Annotated in this window: 20 protein-coding genes, 2 tRNA genes and 2 rRNA genes (1 of these 24 only partly in view); 1 reads left to right on the top strand and 23 read right to left on the bottom strand. The window is 52.1% G+C overall.

Translation table 11 applies throughout. The annotated features are described in order from the left end of the window. The 7 genes from DWZ54_RS04130 to DWZ54_RS04160 form a co-directional block, all read right to left on the bottom strand. Positions 1-1,398, bottom strand: a 23S ribosomal RNA gene (locus DWZ54_RS04130) (it extends 1,714 nt beyond the left edge of the window). 162 nt (positions 1,399-1,560) lie between these two features. Continuing rightward, a tRNA-Ile gene (locus DWZ54_RS04135) sits at positions 1,561-1,637 on the bottom strand. A gap of 4 nt (positions 1,638-1,641) precedes the next feature. Then, positions 1,642-1,717 (bottom strand) — tRNA-Ala (locus tag DWZ54_RS04140). A 115-nt stretch (positions 1,718-1,832) separates the two neighbouring features. Next, a 16S ribosomal RNA gene (locus DWZ54_RS04145) occupies positions 1,833-3,395 on the bottom strand. The 16S and 23S rRNA genes sit together here with 2 tRNA genes alongside, the layout of an rRNA operon. A gap of 694 nt (positions 3,396-4,089) precedes the next feature. Continuing rightward, positions 4,090-4,674 (bottom strand): hypothetical protein, encoded by a 585-nt coding sequence (locus tag DWZ54_RS04150; RefSeq protein WP_118474633.1) that lies wholly within the window; start codon positions 4,672-4,674, stop codon positions 4,090-4,092. A 130-nt stretch (positions 4,675-4,804) separates the two neighbouring features. After that, complete coding sequence (locus DWZ54_RS04155) at positions 4,805-5,182, bottom strand: addiction module toxin RelE (protein WP_118474634.1); 378 nt, start codon at positions 5,180-5,182, stop codon at positions 4,805-4,807. A gap of 132 nt (positions 5,183-5,314) precedes the next feature. After that, positions 5,315-5,779: a YbaK/EbsC family protein gene (locus DWZ54_RS04160; protein WP_118474635.1), complete on the bottom strand. Its 465-nt coding sequence runs from the start codon at positions 5,777-5,779 to the stop codon at positions 5,315-5,317. A gap of 184 nt (positions 5,780-5,963) precedes the next feature. On the opposite strand from DWZ54_RS04160, the gene DWZ54_RS04165 reads away from it, so the two are divergent. Further along, positions 5,964-7,379 carry a glycoside hydrolase family 1 protein gene (locus DWZ54_RS04165; RefSeq protein ID WP_118474636.1) on the top strand — a complete coding sequence of 472 codons (1,416 nt, stop codon included), beginning with the start codon at positions 5,964-5,966 and terminating at the stop codon, positions 7,377-7,379. 592 nt (positions 7,380-7,971) lie between these two features. On the opposite strand, the gene DWZ54_RS04170 is transcribed toward DWZ54_RS04165, so the two are convergent. From DWZ54_RS04170 to pheS, 16 genes are all read right to left on the bottom strand, one after another. Then, on the bottom strand, positions 7,972-9,609 hold the full coding sequence (locus tag DWZ54_RS04170; RefSeq protein ID WP_118474637.1) for an FAD-dependent oxidoreductase: 1,638 nt from the start codon (positions 9,607-9,609) through the stop codon (positions 7,972-7,974). Beyond that, the gene (gene ahpC, locus DWZ54_RS04175) at positions 9,610-10,173 is read right to left on the bottom strand and encodes an alkyl hydroperoxide reductase subunit C (RefSeq protein ID WP_118014720.1); all 564 of its coding nucleotides are present in this window, start codon (positions 10,171-10,173) and stop codon (positions 9,610-9,612) included. It abuts the gene before it with no gap. 360 nt (positions 10,174-10,533) lie between these two features. After that, entirely contained in the window at positions 10,534-11,385 is an 852-nt protein-coding gene (locus DWZ54_RS04180) for a class II aldolase (RefSeq protein WP_118474638.1), read from the bottom strand. A gap of 31 nt (positions 11,386-11,416) precedes the next feature. Next, positions 11,417-12,910, bottom strand: coding sequence for an L-fuculokinase (locus DWZ54_RS04185; RefSeq protein WP_118474639.1), 1,494 nt, complete (start codon positions 12,908-12,910; stop codon positions 11,417-11,419). Next, the gene (locus DWZ54_RS04190; protein ID WP_118474640.1) at positions 12,910-14,283 is read right to left on the bottom strand and encodes a PTS galactitol transporter subunit IIC; all 1,374 of its coding nucleotides are present in this window, start codon (positions 14,281-14,283) and stop codon (positions 12,910-12,912) included. Before DWZ54_RS04190 ends, DWZ54_RS04185 begins: the two co-directional genes overlap by 1 nt. A gap of 203 nt (positions 14,284-14,486) precedes the next feature. Further along, positions 14,487-14,768, bottom strand: a complete 282-nt coding sequence (locus DWZ54_RS04195) for a PTS sugar transporter subunit IIB (RefSeq protein ID WP_118474641.1) — start codon at positions 14,766-14,768, stop codon at positions 14,487-14,489. Position 14,769: 1 nt separating this feature from the next. Continuing rightward, on the bottom strand, positions 14,770-15,237 hold the full coding sequence (locus DWZ54_RS04200; protein ID WP_233541615.1) for a PTS sugar transporter subunit IIA: 468 nt from the start codon (positions 15,235-15,237) through the stop codon (positions 14,770-14,772). 61 nt (positions 15,238-15,298) lie between these two features. Next, positions 15,299-16,033 carry a GntR family transcriptional regulator gene (locus DWZ54_RS04205; RefSeq protein WP_118474642.1) on the bottom strand — a complete coding sequence of 245 codons (735 nt, stop codon included), beginning with the start codon at positions 16,031-16,033 and terminating at the stop codon, positions 15,299-15,301. A 236-nt stretch (positions 16,034-16,269) separates the two neighbouring features. After that, positions 16,270-16,755 carry a pyridoxamine 5'-phosphate oxidase family protein gene (locus DWZ54_RS04210; protein WP_118474643.1) on the bottom strand — a complete coding sequence of 162 codons (486 nt, stop codon included), beginning with the start codon at positions 16,753-16,755 and terminating at the stop codon, positions 16,270-16,272. Between the two features lie 31 nt (positions 16,756-16,786). Then, a complete protein-coding gene (locus tag DWZ54_RS04215; protein ID WP_118474644.1) occupies positions 16,787-17,248 on the bottom strand; it encodes a hypothetical protein in 462 nt (153 codons plus the stop codon). Between the two features lie 125 nt (positions 17,249-17,373). Beyond that, a complete protein-coding gene (locus tag DWZ54_RS04220) occupies positions 17,374-17,892 on the bottom strand; it encodes an ImmA/IrrE family metallo-endopeptidase (protein ID WP_118474645.1) in 519 nt (172 codons plus the stop codon). A gap of 30 nt (positions 17,893-17,922) precedes the next feature. Next, entirely contained in the window at positions 17,923-18,336 is a 414-nt protein-coding gene (locus DWZ54_RS04225; protein ID WP_118014728.1) for a helix-turn-helix domain-containing protein, read from the bottom strand. A gap of 107 nt (positions 18,337-18,443) precedes the next feature. Next, positions 18,444-18,917 (bottom strand): hypothetical protein, encoded by a 474-nt coding sequence (locus tag DWZ54_RS04230; protein ID WP_118474646.1) that lies wholly within the window; start codon positions 18,915-18,917, stop codon positions 18,444-18,446. A gap of 139 nt (positions 18,918-19,056) precedes the next feature. Then, a complete protein-coding gene (locus DWZ54_RS04235; RefSeq protein ID WP_118014732.1) occupies positions 19,057-19,338 on the bottom strand; it encodes a cell division protein ZapA in 282 nt (93 codons plus the stop codon). A 24-nt stretch (positions 19,339-19,362) separates the two neighbouring features. Next, a complete protein-coding gene (gene pheT / locus DWZ54_RS04240) occupies positions 19,363-21,798 on the bottom strand; it encodes a phenylalanine--tRNA ligase subunit beta (protein WP_118474647.1) in 2,436 nt (811 codons plus the stop codon). 19 nt (positions 21,799-21,817) lie between these two features. Further along, positions 21,818-22,846, bottom strand: coding sequence for a phenylalanine--tRNA ligase subunit alpha (gene pheS / locus DWZ54_RS04245; RefSeq protein ID WP_118014736.1), 1,029 nt, complete (start codon positions 22,844-22,846; stop codon positions 21,818-21,820). Between the last annotated feature and the right edge of the window lie 68 nt (positions 22,847-22,914).

Raw genomic sequence — 22,914 nt, forward strand, 5'->3', positions numbered from 1 at the left:
CGGTCAACCTTCAACCAATTAAGAACGCTCCCCTACCCATGGGTGTATCATCTACAGAACCCCTGAGCGCATCTGCTTGTCTGCATTGCCATCTGCTTCGTCATCGTCACTCGCCATAGCAACCGCTATGACTCGTTCCTCTTCCTCGCATCTGACACCGCATCCTGCGCATCTGCCCTCTCAGTTACTCTGTAGATGCTACACTCACGCCGCAACTTCGGTTCTGTACTTGAGCCCCGGATATTTTCGGCGCAGGGCCTCTCGACCAGTGAGCTATTACGCACTCTTTGAATGGTGGCTGCTTCTGAGCCAACATCCTGGTTGTTTTGGAAGTCCTACATCCTTTTCCACTTAGTACAGCATTCGGGACCTTAGTCGGCGGTCTGGGCTGTTTCCCTTTTGAATACGGGTCTTATCACTCGCATTCTGACTCCCAGGCTCTTCTCATGAAGCCATTCGCAGTTTGACTAGGCTCGGTAAGCTTTACGCTCCCTTACCCGATCAGTGCTCTACCGTCTCCATGTGTCACCTGAGGCTAGCCCTAAAGCTATTTCGGGGAGAACCAGCTATCTCCACGTTCGATTGGCATTTCACCCCTATGCACAGCTCATCCCAAAGTTTTTCAACACTCACGGGTTCGGTCCTCCACTCATTTTTACCTGAGCTTCAACCTGGCCATGCATAGATCACTGTGGTTTCGGGTCTAATCCCAGAGACTTGCGCCCTTTTCAGACTCGCTCTCGCTTCGGCTCCGCGTCTCCCGCTTAACCTCGCCTCTGAAATTAACTCGCCGGTTCATTCTTCAATAGGCACGCCGTCGCACCTATAAAGTGCTTCGACTGCTTGTAGACATACGGTTTCAGGTTCTATTTCACTCCGCTCCCGCGGTTCTTTTCACCTTTCCCTCACGGTACTATGCGCTATCGGTCGTTCCGTCGTATTTTGCCTTGGATGGTGGTCCACCCTGCTTCCCACAAGGTTTCACGTGTCTCGTGGTACTCTGGATACCAGCCCATCAGCTCTGGATTTCGTCTACCGGAGTTTCACCGTCTGTGCTCAACCTTCCCAGATTGTTCGACTATCCCTGACTGACTTGATGCTGGTCCTCAACCCCGGTCATCCGAAGATGTCCGGTTTGGGCTCTTCCCTGTTCGCTCGCCGCTACTGAGGGAATCTCGTTTGATTACTCTTCCTCTGGCCCTATAGATGTTTCAGTTCACCAGGTCTGTCTTCCATGTCACACATGGATGATGCAACATAACTCGCATCGGGTTGCCCCATTCGGAGATTCATGGATCAAAGCCTACTTGCGGCTCCCCATGACTTATCGCAGCTTATCGCGTCCTTCATCGACTCGGAACGCCTAGGCATCCGCCATATGCCCTTTGTAGCTTAACTTATGTTCGCTAAAGGTATCATATCACTATGATGTCTATGCTTGAATCCTAAAATGTTCGTTCAAACCATTCTGTTCACACTGTTCATGTGTACTCGATGATTTTGATACATTTTATTTCTTCTGTGTAGTTTTCAGTGTGCATATACCATTTTGTTTTTTAATGGTGGGCCTAAGTGGACTTGAACTACTGACCTCACGCTTATCAGGCGTGCGCTCTAACCAGCTGAGCTATAGGCCCATAATGGTGGAGACGAGGAGAATCGAACTCCTGACCCCCTGCTTGCAAGGCAGGTGCTCTCCCAGCTGAGCTACGCCCCCATTATGGTATGTATTTGTAATTGAGAGGTTGTTCTCTCAAAACTAGACAATGCAACTTAGGCCAGATGAACGACCTGAACTCTCAATCCCTGCTCGGGACTGATGTTCTCCTTAGAAAGGAGGTGATCCAGCCGCACCTTCCGATACGGCTACCTTGTTACGACTTCACCCCAGTCATCGCCCCCACCTTAGACGGCTGCTCCCTTGCGGTTAGCCCACCGGCTTCGGGTGTGAATGACTTCCGTGGTGTGACGGGCGGTGTGTACAAGGCCCGGGAACGTATTCACCGCAGTATGCTGACCTGCGATTACTAGCGATTCCAACTTCATGCAGGCGGGTTGCAGCCTGCAATCCGAACTGGGAGATGGTTTATGGGGTTCGCTTGGCCTCGCGGCTTCGCTGCTCTCTGTCCATCCCATTGTAGTACGTGTGTAGCCCAGGACATAAGGGGCATGATGACTTGACGTCATCCCCGCCTTCCTCCGCGTTCTCCGCGGCAGTCTCTCCTGAGTTCCCACCTTTACGTGCTGGCAACAGAAGATAGGGGTTGCGCTCGTTGCGGGACTTAACCCAACATCTCACGACACGAGCTGACGACAGCCATGCACCACCTGTTTTCGTGTCTCCGAAGAGAGGGAGCTATCTCTAGCCCTTTCACTCAATGTCAAGCCCTGGTAAGGTTCTTCGCGTTGCGTCGAATTAAACCACATACTCCACCGCTTGTGCGGGCCCCCGTCAATTCCTTTGAGTTTCAGCCTTGCGGCCGTACTCCCCAGGCGGAATACTTATTGCGTTAACTCCGGCACAGAAGGGGTCGATACCTCCTACACCTAGTATTCATCGTTTACGGCCAGGACTACCGGGGTATCTAATCCCGTTCGCTCCCCTGGCTTTCGAGCCTCAGCGTCAGTTACAGTCCAGAAAGCCGCCTTCGCCACTGGTGTTCCTCCTAATATCTACGCATTTCACCGCTACACTAGGAATTCCGCTTTCCTCTCCTGCACTCAAGAAAGATAGTTTCCATCCCCTCACGGGGTTGAGCCCCGCACTTTTAAGATAGACTTACCTTCCCGCCTGCGCTCCCTTTACGCCCAATAATTCCGGACAACGCTCGCCACCTACGTATTACCGCGGCTGCTGGCACGTAGTTAGCCGTGGCTTCCTCGTCAGGTACCGTCATTGGAAACGGCTATTTGCCATCTCCACGTTCGTCCCCGACAACAGAGCTTTACGAGTCGAAACCCTTCTTCACTCACGCGGCGTTGCTCCGTCAGGCTTGCGCCCATTGCGGAAGATTCCCCACTGCTGCCTCCCGTAGGAGTCTGGACCGTGTCTCAGTTCCAATGTGGCCGTTCATCCTCTCAGACCGGCTACTGATCGTCGACTTGGTGGGCCGTTACCCCGCCAACTATCTAATCAGACGCAGACCCATCGCAAAGCGATAGCTTACAAGTAGAGGCCATCTTTAATGAGGTCCCCATGCGGGAATCTCACAACATTCGGTATTAGCAGTCCTTTCGGACTGTTGTCCCCATCTTTGCGGCAGGTTGTCTACGCGTTACTCACCCGTTTGCCACTCGGTTCATCAAAAGCAAGCTTTCAATTCACCTCGTACGACTTGCATGTGTTAAGCACGCCGCCAGCGTTCGTCCTGAGCCAGGATCAAACTCTCCATAAAATTTATGAAGAACCTTGATTGGCTCTAATTATCTTTGGATCTAAACTTCAATGAAGCTTAGTAAAGAAATTGCCGATTGCTTATGTTCATAATCAATCGATGTTTTTTAAAACATCTGGCTTGAATCACAAATGATTCATGTTGCATTGTTTAGTTTTCAAAGAACAACTTTTGTCTTTTCAGAACTCAGTTCCTTACGACAATTTATATTATATCGCACATCGTTCTGACTGTCAAGATATTTTTAAAATTTCTTTTTTGTCTGAACTCGAAACAACATGGTTTCAAATGCTTGCCATTCAAGGCTTTCTCATTTGTCCGCCCGTTTCTCTCTCGTGACGACTTGTATTATGATACACGCTTCACGCTGACTTGTCAACACCTATTGGGAGAAAAATATCGATTTCTTTTTTTACAGCAGCTATGACAATTATCAGCAGGAATTCGACAAAGAAAAACGGGCTGTCATGGGATAGTGACAGTCCGCTTTTTCTTTGGGAAAGAATCGTTTATCTTTTGAGAGAAATGGAGGAAGTGGGATTCACTTCGCTGTCGCAGGAAAACCTTGGGGATATGTTTTCCTTTCGACACTCATAGTGTAGCAAGCTTTTCTGAAAAAATCCTTACGTCATCTGAAAAAAAGATGATTTTTTCGATTTTCTTTGCATGCTTGCCAGCCATGAAGAATCCGTCATCATTTCACCTGGATACTGGCGATAATCTGGTCAGCGAGTTTTCCCTGATCCTTCTCATGCTCTTTCGGGTATGCAAATGAGATGAACCAGTCTTCTTGCGGCAGGGGCAGGAAAACTACCTTTATGACCTCGTCCTCCCCCTTCATCTTGCAATACAAGGTTGTGACCGTAGCCTCATGCTCCCCAATGTTCACAGACTTGCTCTCGCGCGACTGTTCCGTCGCCTTGACATGTTTCTCGAAAGACAGCAGATACGATTCCAGCAGTCTCTGCTGCAGATTTGCCTGCTGCTCCGCTCCGGCCTTCTGCAGGGCTTCCTGGTTGAGCACATACGTCGTGAACTGTGTCATATGAAAATCCATACCTTTAGCCTGCGTGATCATATTGCTCGTGATTGACTGGACATAGGGGTTCTGCGCCGCCTGTTCCTGTGGCTGCTGTTCCAATGTGAACGGCAGATCCATCTGCAGACTCGTCACGCTGCCCTTGACTTCCTGACTCGTCAGTTTCACCTGGCCGCACCCCGCTGCAAAGAGCATAACCGCCAGCACGCTCAGCAGAACAAGTCCCCATCGTTTTCTCATCGTTACCATCGCTTCCTTTCAAAATATCGAATACACATCAGTTAAATGATATAGTATTCGCGTCAGGAAGCGCGATATCCTGCCCGGTCACAGCAAAATCCAGTTCAAGCCTCACGCCGCAGGGAAGCAATCAGCCTTCCAGTCCGAAGTGCTGCGCCTTGCGATAATCGAAGATGACGCCATACTGCAGCCAGCAGTCAATGGAACGGATCAGAATGTCCATCACATTGTGTGCGCTGAGGCCGAAATTGCTGATCTCGCAGATGGTGATCTTCTCTCTGTTCTTGATGTGCTCGAATTCCACCGTGATCGCATAGGCACTGAGCGTCAGCAGGTAATGGTTGCCCGTGCTTTTCTCGGAAAGCATCATGTGGTGGTCATCCCCCTGCGGCTTGAAGCCGAACTGCTGCAGGCGTTCGATGACCTGTGGCTCCGTCTCGCGATGGAACTTCCGGTTGATGGTGTCACGTTTGGCTTCTAGTTCTGAAAAAAGCGGAAAGCTGAGCATAAGGCATCCCCCTCTCAAATATCATGAAGAAAACGAATAAACAAAAAAGGCACGCAGGGGCGATGACGCTCCATTGCGTGTCTTTCTTATCAGTTATCAACATTATATCACATGTCCGGGATTTGACAAGGCTCAATCTTTGGCCACATCCACCCAGCCAGCGGAAGCGACGAGCGGTGCGAGCTCCGCCGGCGTTACGCGCACTGCGCTGTGCGCATTGCCGGCAGCCGGATAAACGACAGGAAAACGCTGCAGCGACACGTCGAGATAAACAGGCACGCCCGGTTTGACGGCAAACGGACATACACCGCCGGGGGCATGACCGATGTATGCCTCCACCTCATCGAACGGGATCATGCGGCCTTTCTTATGGAAGGCTGCTTTGAACTTATGGTTGTCCACACGGACGTCGCCGGCCAGCAGCACGAGCAGAGGTGCGCCATCGACCAGGAACGACATCGACTTGGCAATGCAGCCGGGCTCCACACCGAGCGCAGCCGCTGCAAGCTCGACGGTGGCCGTCGAATCCTCAAACTCAATCACCCGGTCCAGCAATCCCTTGTCCTGCAGAAACGCTTTTACTTTCTCGATTGACATACAATACCTGCTTTCCTTCGCGTTATTTTTGTAATCATATTACACCATTGTGCAACAAAAGTCCACAAAATATCATGAGAACTCTCTCTTTCATTTGACAAAAGTATCAGCTGCCGATACAATGATAGCGAAAATCACCCAATGACAAAGGATTATCAGACCATAGACAGAAGGAGGTTTTTCTATGTCATTTCCCAAGAATTTTCTCTGGGGCGGCGCTGTCGCTGCCAATCAATGCGAAGGTGCATACCAGGAAGACGGCAAGGGGCTCGATATCCAGGATATCCTGCCGCATGGTTTTTCTTCACCACCGACCGCAGAGCCGACCTCGGGCAACCTCAAGCTCAAAGCCATTGACTTTTATCATCATTATAAGGAAGATATCAAATTATTCGCCGAGATGGGCTTCAAGGTTTTCCGCACCTCGATTGCCTGGAGCCGCATCTACCCGCATGGCGACGACCTTGAGCCAAACGAAGCGGGGCTGCGCTTCTACGATGACCTGTTTGCCGAGTGCCATAAATACGGAATTGAACCGCTCGTGACGATTTCCCATTACGAAACACCGCTGCACCTGGCGAAAAAATATAACGGCTGGGCCAGCCACGAACTCATCGGCTTTTATGAGCGCTATGTGCGCACACTCTTTGCGCGCTACAAGGACACGGTCAAGTACTGGCTGACGTTCAACGAGATCAATTCCGTCCTGCACGTGCCGCTGACGAGCGGCGGCATCATGACACCGAAAAAGCAGCTTTCGCTGCAGGATCTCTTCCAGGCCTGCCATCACGAATTCGTCGCCTCGGCCAAGGCGACAAAACTCGCACACGAGATGATGCCGGATGCAAAAATCGGCTGCATGATCCTGGCCATGCCCATCTATCCTCTGACCCCGGCCCCTGATGACATCATCGCCGTCATGAAGGCCGACCATTTCAATGACTTCTTCGGGGATATGCACGCGCGCGGCATCTACCCCGGCTACATGAAACGCTTCTTCCGAGAAAACGGGATTGAGCTCAAGACGACGGAAGAGGAACTGCGCCTGCTGCGTGAGAACACGGTGGACTTTATTTCCTTCAGTTATTACATGAGCATCTGCGAGGGTACTTCCGGCCAAGCGGGCATCGGCAATATCCTCGGCGGCAAGAAAAATCCGTATCTCAAGGATTCCGAATGGGGCTGGCAGATCGACCCGCAGGGTCTGCGCTACATCCTGAACAAATACTACGACCGCTGGCAGAAACCGCTTTTCATCGTCGAGAACGGTCTCGGCGCCAAGGACGAGCTCTGCCGCGATGAAGCAGGAGACCTCACGGTAAACGACGACTACCGCATCGCCTATCTGCGTGACCACCTGCGAGCCGTGAATGAGGCCATCGAGGACGGCGTTCCCGTCATGGGGTACACCTCCTGGGGCTGCATTGACCTCGTCTCGGCCTCGACCGCTCAGATGAGCAAGCGCTACGGCTACATCTACGTCGACCGCAACGATGACGGCAGTGGCACACTCAAGCGATACTGCAAGAAATCCTTCTACTGGTACCGGGATGTCATCCACACCAACGGTGCCTGCCTGACCGCAGGCAAAACGCGCTGACACTTCTCCTTTTGACAAGAAACAGGGCTCCCTGGCTGCAATCTGCCGACAGGGGCCCTGTTTTTGTATATGCATATTGAATTTGAATAATTGCCATCATAACCTTCCGAAAACTTTTTTCTGCCAAAGCCTTCAGTCCGTCGTGAACACCCCGCAGAGGCAGAGAACGAACGTGATCATGATTCCCAAAACAACGATAGCCATAATTTATCCCTCCATAAAAAGTTACAAGAAGCACAAGCGAAGAATTTACGCAGTAAACACAGGATATCAGGATGAATATGCCGTGATTCCTCAGTCTGTCGTAAATACACCGCAAACGCAAAGAACAAACGTGATCATAATTCCCAAAATTACAATAGCCATGATTTATCCTCCCATTTATTTCATTGATTTCATTTGTTCATATTATAACATACTTTCGGCGCTGTGACACAACTTTTTTGCTAATTTGTTAAAAAAATAACTATCGTAAGAAAACCGACAGAATCCGAACAAGCAAACAAAAAAGACGAAACTTATCGCAAATTGTCGACAAATTTCGTCTTCTCTTCTAAGTTATGCTTTGGAAAAGTACCTGCTCAAACAGCAATCATGCCTGCTGCAAGAGTGCAAAGAGCTGGGCGATATTCTTTTTGCCAAAGTAAGGGCCTGCCTCATTGATGAGGAAGCAGGGCACGCTCATGACCTGGTATGCTTCGCGCAGCGCCGGATAACGGTTGAGGTCGTAGACATCCACTGTTATCTGCGGATTCAGCGTGGCGAGACGCTCGGCAGCGGTGACGAGTTCCGGGCAGAGCGTGCAGGAAAGGCTGACGAAGATGCGCAGATGGCAGGGTTTCTGCCAGGCAAGAATCTGTTCTTTCAGCTTCGCCTCGACAGCCTGTCCCGTGCCCGCCGCATTGTAGAGGCCCAGGACAAAGGACGTGAATTCATGACCGCCCGGCACGCCGTGGAAGACAAAGCCGGCGGGGCGATGATCGCTGCGATAGACACGGACGCAGGGCAGCTCTTCCTCCTGTTCCCCGGGAGCAGCCAGGGTGACGGACAGTTTCGGCGTCAGGCGGGCCAGTTCTTCCATGTAGGCCCGCAGTTCCTGGCTGGCCGGGGAAGCATCCAGGAACAGGCGAAGCTCCAGAGGATGTTCCATGCGGTCAAAAACCGTCTGCAGCTGTGCAAGGATCTCGGGCTGGAAAATATCTGACGCAGCCGTTTTTTCTTCGGCAGAAGCGGAAGCAGCCTCTTGCCGCAGGGGACGCAAGGGACGCAGCCCCGTCTTTTTCTGCATCTGCAGGGCATAGCGTTCCAATTCCGTCGCGGCCAGCGCACCATCGCCCGCGGCCGTGATGCATTGGCGCAGCGGTTTGATGCGGATATCACCGGCTGCATACAGACCCTCACAGGATGTCTTCATCGTTTCATCCGTGATGATGTAGCCATGCGGGTCGAGCTTTGCCAGCCCCCGGACGAGTTCCGTCGCCGGCTCATAGCCGGCAAAGACGAAGACGCCAAACGTTTCGCCGTCCCCTGCCTCATACGTCGTCTTCTCGCCGGTCTTGAGATTGCGGTATGTGAGCGTGCGCAGGGCCGTATCGCCCGTCACGGACTCGACGACCGTATTTGTGCGGATCGTGATGTTCGGATTCTGCTTCGTTTCCTCGGCCGTGGCCTGCGCACAGGTGAAGTCATCTTCGCGGACCAGGCAGGTGACATGGGAAGCGTATTTCGTCAGGAAAACGCTCTCTTCAGCAGCCGCAAAGCCGCCGCCAATCACGAAGACCTGCCGCCCCCGGAAGAATTCGCCATCACAGGTCGCGCAGTACGCCACACCGCGTCCGCGAAATTCTTCCTCTCCTGCAAAGCCGGCCAGGCGCGGATGTGCCCCAGCCGCCAGCAGGACGCCAAAGCAATGCAGTTCTCCCTGCGAGGTATGTACCGTCTTGATGTCATCCGCCATGTCAAGCGCCGTAACCTCGGTCAGCTTGAATTCTGCGCCAAATGCCTCAGCCTGCTGGCGCATCTCGTCCGTCAGCGCCGCGCCGCTGATGGACGCCACGCCCGGATAATTGACAACGCGTTCGGTGATGGTGAGCTGCCCGCCAAACTGTTCTTTTTCCACGACCAGCACCCGGTAGCAGGCGCGCGCAAGGTAAATCGCTGCCGTGAGGCCCGCGGGACCACCGCCGATCACGATGACATCATAAAGTTCGTTAACGGGATGCGCTGTCATTTACAACGCCCCCACCAGATCAAGGCTCGGCTTCAGCGTTTCTGCGCCTGGCTGCCATTTGGCCGGGCATACCTCATCGCCGTGCTCATGCACGAACTGGCAGGCCTGCACCTTGCGCAGCAGCTCTTCTGCATTGCGGCCCACATTGCCGGCATTGACCTCATACGCTACGATCTTCCCTTCCGGATTGATGATGAACGTACCGCGTTCCGCGACCCCGGCCGACTCGATCAGCACCTCAAAGTCACGTGACAGTGCATGTGTCGGGTCCGCCAGCATCGGATACGTGATCTTCCCAATGCGCTCGGAATGATCGTGCCACGCCTTGTGGACAAACTCCGTATCACAGGAAACCGAATAGATCTCACAGCCTGCTTTCTGGAAGGCTGCATAATGATTCTCCAAGTCTTCCAGCTCGGTCGGGCATACAAACGTAAAATCGGCCGGATAGAAGAAGAACACACTCCACTTGCCGAGCAAATCGGCCTTCGTAACGGTACGGAAAGCCTCGTGCTGGTATGCTTTAGCTGAAAAATCGCTGACTTCTTTGTTGATCAAAGACATAAACAAGCCTCCTTTATTTGCTTCTTTTCTTTTTAAATAATGATAATTGATATCATTTACAATTTAAAGTTTACCATAGAAGCAAAAAAATAGCAAGGGTAAAATCAAAACCCTTGCTGAATATTTTTATTTTGGCAATTTACGCTTGCCGGTCACGGACTCATACCCATACATGCAATATCCCTTCTCGGCAAAGTGCTGCAGACAATGCTTCCCGTCAAACGTTGCTCGGTCGTCCCAAGCCACGTGTCTCGATCTATGCGCTCAATCGCACAAGCACGAATGACAAAAATCTCCCGGATGTATTATCATATAATACCACCGGGAGATTAATATGGTTTAAGGGGAACTCACCATTAATCAAGCAATTTTTTCATTTTTTCCATTAATCACTTCTACAAGGAACTTCGCACGTTCTGCAACATGTTCTACCGATGAAAGGCTCAATTCAATCAGATTGCATTCCTTATGATCTTTTTCATAAGCCTGACCAAACGTCGTAACTAATGCAGAACGCAAGTCAGCACCATAATTTATTTTTGTCAGATTGTACTTCCGTGCCTCACGAATCGTTTCGAAGGGAATACCAGAACCACCATGTAAGACCAGCGGCACCGGCGACACTTCCGCTAATTTAGCCAGCAACGGCAAATCAATATGCGGTTTTGCCACCAGACCGTGTACATTACCGACTGCCACAGCTAAGGTATCACAATGGGTACGCTCAACAAAATCGGCTACCATATCGGGATTTGTCTTAGCATTAGACTCATTGACAATATCGTCTTCCTTGCCGCCGATAGCGCCCAATTCCGCTTCCACCGGGATTCCGTAAAAGTGGCAGTAATCAGCCGCCTGTCTGACAGCTGCGATATTCTCATCATACGGAAGCTGGGAAGCATCGATCATAATGGACGTAAATCCGGCATCCACGCAAGCCTTTACATCTTGAAAGCTCTTGCCGTGATCCAGATGCAAGCCTATCGGCGTATCCTGATCTTTCTGCGCCTTCTTTACGAGATACGCAATCGTCTGTGGATCCGAAAGACGAAGATTATTCGATGAGATCTGCACATAGCCAGGCAGTTTTGCCTCATTCAAGCCCCGGACAATCGCAAACGTCATTTCCATATTTGTCGTATTAAAAGCAGGCAATACATACCCTTTTTCTTTGGCATATTTCATTAAATCAAAACCATTAACCAGTTTCATGCTATTACTCCTCTCCCATAAAATTTTAGTGTCAAGATTGGAAACGCATCGTTCCATGCTCCCAATGAATCTTTGCATCATAAAAAGCACGATAACACTGCCATACTTCATCCAAATAAGCCACCCGTTTTTCGTCGGGGAAAAAACGCCGCACCGCTGCCGCAGGAATTTCATCCTTCAGAGAGGGATAAGCTGCCAGCAAAGCCCCATACGAAACTGCCTCGGGAATATCGAGCGCCAGAATCTCACGTCCCAACACATCGGCCTTGAGCTGCAGCCAAAGATCATTCCGAATCGCCGGTCCAATGACCTTAATAACGCTTTGTTCCGCTCCCTCATAATACCGGCACAACTGCTTCAGCTCCATGCAGACGCCCTGCGTCACGGCAAAAAGGATATCCATATCCGTCGTATGGGCATCCATACCATACAGCAAGCCCTTTGCCTCTACATTCTTATCCGGGGAACCGCTGCCATTCAAATGCGGGATCAAAACCGGCTTTTGCCGAGGATCCAGCCGCCCAGACGTATACGACGCAAACAATCTTGACAATGCGCGGTTAAATTTTTCAGCTGTACAATTATACGTTTTCTGAAACCATTCAAACGACAAGCCCGCAGCCTGCAGCGAACCATATACGGTGTAAATCGCTGAATCAATATACCGCCCACCGGCCAATTTTGCCTGCAACTCTGCTTTGCCGATGGGATACGAAGACTTCAGACACAAAATGCCTTCCGTTGTCCCCGTCGAATTCAGCAGCTCACCCGGTTTTAAGTGAACGGCCACAGAGCCTGCCATATGATCATGTCCGGCCACCAAGACACATGCCTCCGGATCCATATGAAGAGAGTCGGCAACCTCCGGAGCCAGTTTAATCTCGCTGGCATTTCCCGATACAATCTCTGGAAAAATTTCATAAGGTACGGCAAAAAGCTCTGTCAAACGATGAGACCAGCAACCTTTCTGTAGATCCAACGCCATCGTCCGGCTTGCCAGCGTATATTCCATCTGGCGTTTACCTGTCAGCAAAAACGCAATATAATTAGGCAAATTTAGCCAGCACATGCCCGGCTGCCACTGCTTTACGTAATGTGCTTCCAGCCATTTAATCTTAGCCAAGCTGTAATTGCTGTGCGGCGGCAAACCAGAAATCTTATGAATAGCCAATCGTTGTTCCGCCGACAGACCTTTGATGTAATCGGCACCTCTGGAATCGTTCCAAGCAATCATGGGGCCGATGCGATGACCAGCTTCATCAATCAAGACCCCCATCTCACCCACACTGGCCAGAACAATTTTTTCGATATGACCAGTAGAAAGCTCGGAAAGCCTGCCCAAGAGATCCCAAATGTTTTGCCACAGCTCCTCCGCGGCATAGTCGATTCTATTGTCGATACAACGTTTGGGCGTGCGAAATTTTTCCGTATGAATGATGCGAAGCGGACAAAGACCATACAGCGTCATTTTGCAATTTGTCGTCCCCATATCCAAGACAACAACACAACGCTTACTCTTGTCCATTATTTTTCCTCACCTTCGCAATACACTGTTGACTTAGTCGATTTCCAAACAAAATACAGAATCGCTGCAATGATCGGAATCAGAATCAGCGCATACATATTACCGTTAAAAATTTCCATAACCCAATAACGATAAGGATTGCCGCCATCCAGGAAGCTCGATACCATACCGCTGGAACCTTCCGGCATCTGGAAATTGACATCGACGGCCATCTGCGTGACAAACGTTGCGATATTCGTAGCAATCAGAAGATCCATAATGACACAAGGAATCGCAATAATCAGGGCACGGAACACATTGCCTTTCGTTGCCAGGACAATCATAGAAGCAAAAACAGCCAGATTAGCCAAATCGCCCAAAGGAAGAACGTTGTTATCCGGCAGCACAAAGGCCAAAGCAACGGCAATCGGCGTCAAAACCAAAGCAGTCGAAATGATTGCAGGGTTACCAATTGCCACAGCGATATCAAGACCAATATACAAATCGCTGCGATCCGGATATTTTTTCTGCAAGAACTTCTTGATGGCATCCGACAGCGGCAGCAAGCCTTCCATCAGGATACGAACCATACGCGGCAGGATAAACATAACGGCACCAATGTTGATACCAAGCGTAAGAATACCTTTTAAATCATACTGAGCAATAATACCGACCATAACACCAAGGATGATACCGACCATCATCGGCTCACCGAAAATACCAAAGCGTTTCTGAACCGTGGCTGGATCGATCGTGATCTTATTGATGACGGGAATGTGATCCAGAATCATATTGCCCAGCAAACCAATCGGGAAAAATACAGCAGACGAAAGCGTCGGCAGGGAAATGCCCTCCAAATCAAAGTATTTCGCTACCATCGGGGCACTCCAATCTGCGATCTTGAAGATAACCACCGCCGTGATCGCTGCAGCGAGCATGCCCAGGGCAAAGCTGCCCGTGCTGTAATAAACTAACGTGCCAGCCAAAGCAAAATGCCAATAGTTCCACATATCGACATCGACGGTTCGCGTCAGACGGCAGGCAACCATGATAATGTTGATGATAATTGTCAGCGGAATAACAAATGCTGCGATAGGCCCGCCCCAGGTGATGGCAGCCAATGGTGGCCAGCCCAGATCCGTGATTGGCAGATTAATCCCGCTATTGACAACCATAGCCTGTGCAGCAGGCCCCACACTAGAAGTCAAGATACCAAAGATCGCATAGATACCGACAAAACCGATACCGACTGTAAACGAGGCTCGCAGGGCTTTCGGAATCGGGATACGAAAGAACATGGCCAGTACAAAGAGGACTAGCGGCAGCATAACGGTCGGCCCCATCCCCAAAATGAACTGTACAACATCCAATAAGGTCTTGCCAAAATTGTCCATAGAAATCTCCTCCCAAGATTCTAATTGACCTTATGAGAAAATTGCTATACTATTGAAGTAGATATATATAGCCAGTGTAGGAACTGGGTGTATATATCATTAGCTGCGGCAAATTAATCGTTCTGACTCTCCAAATCCGGGCGATTAATTTGCCGTTTTCTCATATTTACTACCTTTATGCATAGCATTACACTCTCAATCCATCATTCTTTTAAAATATTATAAATTTTTTCAAGTGTTTTCTCTTCACCGATACCTGTAATCAACGGCAAGCCCCGGACAACAGGAGCTGACACCTCATACGGGATCTTTGTCGTAGAAACAATGAGATCTACCTCACCCTCATGAGCTGGGACACTGGCAACATTAGCCTGGGAATAATCAAATTTCAAGCCACGCTCTTTGCAGTAAGCTATAACTTTCTCTGCCACTTCCGTCGAGGTAGCAATACCAGTCGCGCAAACAAACAATACATGTTTACTCATTTTAAATGACGCCTCCCAAATTTACCTTTAACACTTCATAAATTTCTTTCCGTGTCATCGTCAAAAAAGATTTTAAAAAATTCTCATCACTTATAACGCTAGTAATATTCTTTAAAATATTGAGCTGCTTTTGCGACTCATTCAGCGCCAGCAGGAAAACCAGACGAACCTCTGTGGTCTCATCATCTGTCCCCATCACCGTGAAAGTTACCGGATGTTTCAATACCCCCACACTGATTGCATTGTCCTTGACATATTGCGGGTTTGTATGAGGAATCGCCACGCCAAACGGAACAGTCGGCAAACCTGTGGGAAAATTCTTTTCTCGTTCTTCCACTCCTTCCAAAAATCCTTCCCGAACAAAACCAGCATCATAAAGCGGCTGTGCCAGTACCTTAAACACCTCCTCTCTCGTACCAGCCTCAACGCCTGTCGTGATCCAATCTTCTCGCAAGGTCAGATTAGCCAAGATACCACCCTTTCTTCGAATAAAACCTATCCCAATAAACTCTATCATGTAAACCAGCAACTTAGCGCTGATAAATCATGCCTAAATAATAACGATTCGACTTTAACCAGACATTGCCAAAATCAATAACATCATCATTATCAAGATGTACGATTTGCTCCAGATGAAGAACCGGCGCACTTTCATGCACATCCAGATACGGGGCTCGTTCCATGCCTACGGTCCGTGCTGCATACCGGGCCTCCGAAAATTTGATCTTTCTACCGGAAATCCTTTCCACTGCATCAAACAGCGATTGCGTCGTAAAATCCACCTCTTCCAGACCTGGACAAAGCTGAATGTTGATACGGTTTTCAATGAGCATAACAGGTTCTTCATTTACATAGCGGACACGTTTTAAATAAAGAATTGTGTCGCCTTGCGCAATATGCAATTTCTGTGCGATATGTGCATTGGCTTGTTCAAAGCGCTTTTCCAAGACTTTCGTCGTATAAGCAATATTCTGTTCCTTCATCGATTCGGCAAACGACAAAAGTCCTTTCCCCATCGGATAGGAAATCTTATCATCGGTAACAAAAGTGCCTTTCCCCTGCACCTGTGTCAAAAGCCCCTCTTCACAAAGCTGAGCAATTGCCTTTTTTATAGTTCCTCTGCTGATCTTCAGCATCTCTCCCAATTGATTTTCGGAAACAATCTGCTCGCCATAATTCCAAGTACCATCATAAATCTGCTCACGAATCCAGTCCGCTACCTGGGTATAAAGCGGAATAGCTCCTTTTTTTTGAAATGCATGCATGCTATCATCCTCCTAATTGGAGCTGTACATCTATGTATGTCTATATACAACCATGTACAACTTATATGATACATTATTTTCTGAAAAAGTCAAGGAAAAATATGATTTTATTATTTTTCTCTCTTATTGTGTTCAAATTATAAACAATTTTTCTGTACCTTCAATTCACAAAAAGACACTTTACCTCTTTCAAAAGGCAAAGTGTCCTATAATCGTCATAAAATCAATTCAATCACTCATTTATCTGGTTTCGGCAGTTTACGCTTACCTGACACCGTTTCAACCTCCAAGCAGTAAACCGCTGTGCGCGGGATGGCCGCGGGATTGAAATACGCGTGCTCACCCGGATGGTAATGATCCATGAGACACTCAAGTGCCGCCTGTTTCTCTTCGTCCGGCACCATGAAGAGCCGCCCCTTGCCGATGACGGACTCATACGCATACGTGCAGTATCCCTTTTCGGCAAAGTACTGCAGCTGATGCTTGCCGTCCATCTCAAACGACGCGCGGTTGTCCCGGGCCATGAGCGTGAGTTTCCGCCCCTCCAGGGCGCTGTGGAAAAAGAGACGCAGTTTTCCTGCCCGCTCTTCCATGCCAAAATTCAAGGGCAGGATATACGGAAAGCCGTCTTCGTCATTGAGTGCCAGGCGGCAGACCTGCGCCCGCTTCATCACCGCGATGATGTCTGCCCATTCCTTGATTTCCCGATCTTGCCTGCGCATACGCATCTACCTTTCTATCCGTCGCCTGCCCTCACTTGGCAAAGCGGCGCTGAACGAGCGCCGAGCGGATCGTCTCATTGTCACGAAACAGCTTGGCCTGGCGCATCTCCTTTAGCTTTGCCTCGCTCTCGAGGATGAACGTCGAGAGCTTCTTGACATCGTCTTCTTCCAGTCCCGTGAGGGCGCCGTCGTGGGCATGGCCGCCCGCGATGACGAAATCGCCGAAGACGAGGTCCGGCCCTTCCGGGTCAAGGTAGGTTTTCTGCGCATCGCCCTGCAGGTAGAGCGTCGCCACGATGGTCTTCTTGCCGCGCGTGAAGATCTCATCGTCGTAGAATACCGTATATGCCTTGCCGAGATACGTAAAAGGGAACTGTGCATTGAGCCCGTACTCCGTCAGGACCTCCCTGGTCACTTCCTCAAGCGAACTGCTCGTGAGCTCTGCCAGCGAGATGTTCCAGCCCGCCTTTTCCTTGCATGTCAAAACCTGCATCGAATAACCGCCTTTCTGTCATTTGCTGTTTGCCATTCATTTATTATAGCACAGCCGTACCCTGCCCCGCTGCATTGAATCGCACATTTCTCTCAAAACCCGTCAGAACATGCAAGTTGCTGGAATCAGGCGCGAATGTTCTTGAAGAAATGGCTGTCGGCCGTATCCGTCAGGCGCAGGTCATAGCCAAGGGATGCCATCTCCCGCATCTTGATGAGCATGAGGTTGATGTTGCAGTGCATGCACTTGGAAATCGTATCGATATCCTCTCCCTCCCGCACGCGGCGGTAGACTTCATCGCTGTCGAGCAGCAGATGTGAGGCAAAGGCGTTCGCCTCGTATTCCGTACGGTTGTTCATGCGAAAGAGCTCGAACTCCTGCAGGCCGCTCTCCGCCAGCTTGCGGTGCAGCTGGTCATGCCCGATTTCGTGCGCCACAACCATCGGCAGCCAGTCATCGTCGAGGCGGCTGTTGAGGAAGATGAAGCGGTGATGCCAGTGACTGTAGTACATCCCGAGCAAGTCCTTGTAATCATCGGAAAACTCGACAAGGATGCCCAGCTCCTGCGCCAGTCCCAGCATATCCCGTGCCTCGGACTTCGCCTTGACCTGCTGCGCCTTCCGATAAAGCTGTAGCGAATTCATCCCGTTCCGTCACTTCCCATCTCAAGACTCTCATTTCCGGTACTTCTTCGGCGTATACTTCTTGTTGTCTTCCTTGGCCAGCCAGTACGCGCGCTCGAGCGAGCGCATGACGGCCTCACGGTCCTGGTCTGAGAGCTCGCCGCCTGCGAACATCCCGGCCAGACGGCTCACGAGGTCCTGGGCCTGGGCCATGCCGCGGCTGCCATACTGCGCGCCTGCCGCCTCGATGAACATCTCGTCGTCGGTGTAGAGATAATCGAAGCTGACATCAAAGAAATCAGCCAGTACCTGATACGTATCCTTCTTTTTCGGGTAACGGTCGCCCGATTCGTAGCCGCTGTACGTCTGCCGCGTGATGCCGCAGGCAGCCGCCACCTCTTTCTGCGTGAGCTTGCGGGCGCGCCGCAGCTGCAGCAATTTGTCACAGAATTTCACGATGTCCATCCTTTCTCTTCCTGTACCGTCCCCTTGGTCCGAAACTGCGGAACGGTCTCCATTGCGTTGTTCTCATTCTACCATCTGGCCACGAGCGGCGCAAGGCAGCCTCGCCTTCAGGCGATGTGACGGTGTCCGGCCGCCGGACAGTCAAGCTCGTCCTGCCAATCAGATTGCCGCAGCTCCTCTCGCCTGTGCATGACCGTACGGCGGCGCGGCCGGTACGCGGGACGCGTGCTCAGGTAGACGAAGGCAAACAGGCTCGCGATCGGCAGGCACTGCAGCACGAGGCAGCGACGGCTCGCCCGGCAGTCGTTGCAGCGCCAGAGCGTCACGAGCATCAGCGCAAGTCCGAACGGGGCCGTCATCTCGAGGGAGACGCCGGCGCCCGCCTGGTGCACAAAGAAACACGGCACACCGTCGCCAAGGACGCGAAAGAAGCCGGAGAGAAAGCCCTGCGGCTCCGTGACATACCGCCAGAACGTGCGGTGCTCCCAGGCATGCGCAAAGTACAATGGGGCCAGCACATAAATCCCGAGACTCATCATGAGGAACGGCAGGCGGCCGATGCGTTTCTGTAAGATATCCATATGTCAAACCTCCAAGCATTATGTATTTAACTTTTGTTAAATTTATACTCTAATATTAACATATGGAAAAGATAAATGCAAGCATGCAAAAGAGCCGCCGCCTCCCCAAAAGGAAGGCAGCGGCTCCGTCAGGATGCGCTCACTTTTCGTCGAGAAGTTCGACGAGCTCATCGTAATCTTTTTTCAGTTTGTCATACTCATCGGCGATCTGCAGTGCCGTGAGTACGGCAATTTTCGTGCCGTCGAAACTGCTGACCGAGCGGGCCGTGCGTTTCATGAGCTGATCGACTCCCTTGGCGAGCACCTTCAGATGCTCCGGGTCATCCGTTTTCAAGGGATAACTGTCGCCAAAGATCTCCACGACGACGCGCTGCGCCGGTCTTTTTTCCGCCTGCGGGGAACGGGAATCCTGATTGGGCATAAGAAGCACCTCCACAAACTCGAATCATGCACGCAGTTCTGCGGCAAACTGTTTCTCCACGGCTTTGAGGATGTTCTGGAACGCGTCATCGGCCTCTTCATCCGTCAGCGTCTTGTCCTTTGACTGGAACTGGAGGTTGAAGGCCAGGCTCTTCTTGCCCCTGGCGACATGCTCGCCCGTGTAGACGTCGAAGAGTGTCACGCCCTTGAAGTGCTTGCCGCCGTTCTTCGCGATGACGCGCTCGATATCGGCTGCAGCGACATCCTCGGCCACGACGATGGCCAGGTCACGTGCAATGGCCGGATACTTCGGCAGGGACTCGAAATGGAAGTTCTTGCCCGTGTACTTCATGAGCACTTCAACGTCCATCTCGAAGAGGTAGACCTTCTGCTTGATGCCGAAGTTCTCTGCGGCCTGCGGATGCAGCTCGCCGACCGTCGCGATGACTTCGCGGCCCTTCTTGAAGAAGGCCGTCTTACCCGGATGCAGGGCGAAGTGCTCGCCGGCTTCAACCGTGTACTTCGTGATGCCGAGCACGCGGAAGAGTTCCTCGACGATGCCCTTCATATCGTAGAAGTCCACCAGGTCACCGGCCTGGTTCCAGCCGATCTCGTTGCGGCGGCCCGTGATGAGGCCTGCAACCATGAGGCGTTCATCCGGCAGCTCTGTGAGCGGCAGAGCCTTCGGCAGGAAGACGGGCGCGACGTCGAAGAGCTTGAGGTCATTGTTCTTGCGCGAGAAGTTGCGCACGGCGTTCTCCATGATGGAGGTCAGCAGGCAGGTGCGCACGAGCGGCGCTTCGTCCGTCAGCGGGTTCATGATGGGGATGGCTTGGCGCAGCGGCGAATCTGCCGGTACGAGCAGCTTGTCGAAAAGATCCGTGCTCGTGAAGGAGAAGGAAAGCTCCTCCGTCATGCCAAGAGAGGCCAGCGTGTGCTTAATCTTGTCGACAAAATTCTGCCTGTCGCTCTGGCGCCCCTGCACCATGCGGCCGAAGGGCGTCGTGCTCGCAATCTTGTCAAAGCCGTAGATGCGTGCGACCTCTTCCGAGAGGTCTTCCATGTACGTGCAGTCATTGCGCCACGACGGCACCGTGACATGGTAAGCTTCATCACCCTTCGCTTCAACCTTAAAGCCGAGATCCGTCAAAATCTTCACCATCTCTGCACCCGGGATGTCCGTGCCGAGGCGGCGGTTGATCTCATACGTCGTGTAATCGATCGTCACCGGCTGTTTCGGCTCCGGATAGCAGTCGACGATACCTTGCGTGACTGTGCAGGCGCCCATGTCCTGCAGCAGCTGGCAGGCACGCTCGAGTGCGCGCGGCGTATTCGTCACATCGACACCGCGCTCGAAGCGGCCCGAGGCCTCGGAATGCAGGCCGCAGGCGCGCGCCGTGCGGCGAATGCTCGGACCGTTGAACGAAGCGGCCTCAAGCACGACCGTCTGCGTCTTCTCCGTGACTTCCGTCTCAAGTCCGCCCATGATGCCCGCGAGGCCTGCCGGATGCTCGGCATCGGCGATGACGAGCTCCGTCCCCTTCGCGAGGCGTGAGCTGTCGTCAAGCGTGTGGAGGTTCTCACCTTCCTTTGCGAGGCGGGCCGTCAGCGTGTGGCCCGTGATCTCATCGTAATCATAGGCGTGCATCGGCTGGCCGAGTTCGAGCATGACGAAATTCGTCACGTCGACGACATTGTTGATGGCGCGGATGCCGGCACCTTCGAGGCGCTGCTGCATCCACTCCGGAGACGGGCCAATCTTGACGTTCTTGATGACGCGGGCGCTGAAGCGGTCACACAGGTCATGCGCCGCAATGCCCACGGAGATCATGTCGGCAGCCTTGGCCGCATCGTCCTCTTTGCAGGCGATCGCCGGCCATTTCGGCTTATTGCCCGTGAGTACGGCGATCTCGCGCACGAGACCGAGCACGCTGAAGCAGTCGCCGCGGTTGGCCGTGAGCTCAAACTCGAGCACGACATCGTCGAGGCCCAGCACATCCTTGGCCGGCACACCGACGGGCGTATCCGCCGGCAGGATGTAGATGCCGTCCTTCTGCTCCTCCGTCAGCTTCGTGAGGTCGAGATGCAGTTCACCGGCCGAGCAGAGCATGCCATTTGATGGCAGGCCGCGGAGTTTCCCCTTCTTGATGTGAAGGCCGTTCGGCAGATGTGCGCCGACCATGGCAACCGGCACGACCTGGCCCTCGGCCACATTCTGCGCGCCCGTGATGATCTGGATGAGGTCCTGCTCGCCGACATTCATCTGACAGATCTGCAGATGGTCGGAATCCGGGTGCTTTTCAAGCTTCTCGATGCGGCCCGTCACGACCTTGTCGAGCCCTTCATCGGCACGGATGACATTCTCCACCGGCACGCCGGCCATCGTGAAACGGTCTGCGAGTTCCTCCGCCGACCAGTCGAAATCAATATAATCCTTTAACCATTTGATGGAAACCTGCATGGTATATCCCCTTTCTCACTCAGAACTGACGCAGGAAGCGCATGTCGTTGTCATAGAACAGGCGCAGATCATCCACGCCGTACGAAAGCATCGCGATGCGCTCCACGCCCATGCCGAACGCGAAGCCCGAAACCTTCTTCGGATCGTAGCCGCTCATTTCAAGCACATGGGGATGAACCATGCCGGCACCCAGGATCTCCAGCCAGCCCGTGCCCTTGCAGACCTTGCAGCCCTTGCCGTGGCACATGACACAGGAGATATCAACCTCCGTCGAAGGCTCCGTGAAGGGGAAAAAGCTCGGGCGCAGGCGGACCTTGACATCATCGTTGAAGATCTGGCGCAGGAAGAGCTCGAGCGTGCCCTTGAGGTCCGCAAACGTGATGCCCTCGTCGATGACGAGGCCCTCGACCTGCGTAAACATCGGGGAATGCGTGGCATCGTATTCATCGCGGCGGTAAACGCGGCCCGGTGCAATCATGCGAATCGGCGCATTCGGCTCATTTTTCTGCATCGTGCGCGCCTGCACCGGCGACGTCTGCGAACGCATGAGGATATCCTCCGTGATGTAGAACGAATCCTGCATGTCGCGGGCCGGATGATCCTTCGGCAGGTTCAGAGCTTCAAAATTGTAATAGTCCTTCTCGATTTCCGGGCCTTCCTCGACGGAGAAGCCCATGCGGAAGAAGATGTCCTTGATGCGCTCGAGCGTCAGCGTCAGCGGATGCAGATGGCCGAGCGGCTGCTGACGGCCCGGCAGCGTGACATCGATCTTCTCGCTCGCGAGCTTGTCAGCCATGGCGCGTGCCTTGAGTTCCTCATTCTTCTGCTGGATGAGCGCTGCGACCTGGGCCTTCGCCTCGTTGACGATCTTGCCGACGCGCGGACGGTCTTCCTTCGCGATGGCTCCCATGCTCCTGAGGATGGTCGTAAACTCACCCTTCTTGCCCAGGAACTTGACGCGGATATCGTCGAGTTCCGAAAGATTTCCTGCGGCATTCTTGATGGCTTCGGCAGCTTGTGCCTTGAGCTGTTCAATCTTCTCTTCCATACCGAACCTCCTAAATATAAAAAACCTTCGACCCCTGGCCGTAAAAGCCATAGGGGCGAAGGTCTGTT

Source organism: Mitsuokella sp. AF33-22, from assembly GCF_003475755.1.
Lineage (GTDB): Bacteria > Bacillota > Negativicutes > Selenomonadales > Selenomonadaceae > Mitsuokella.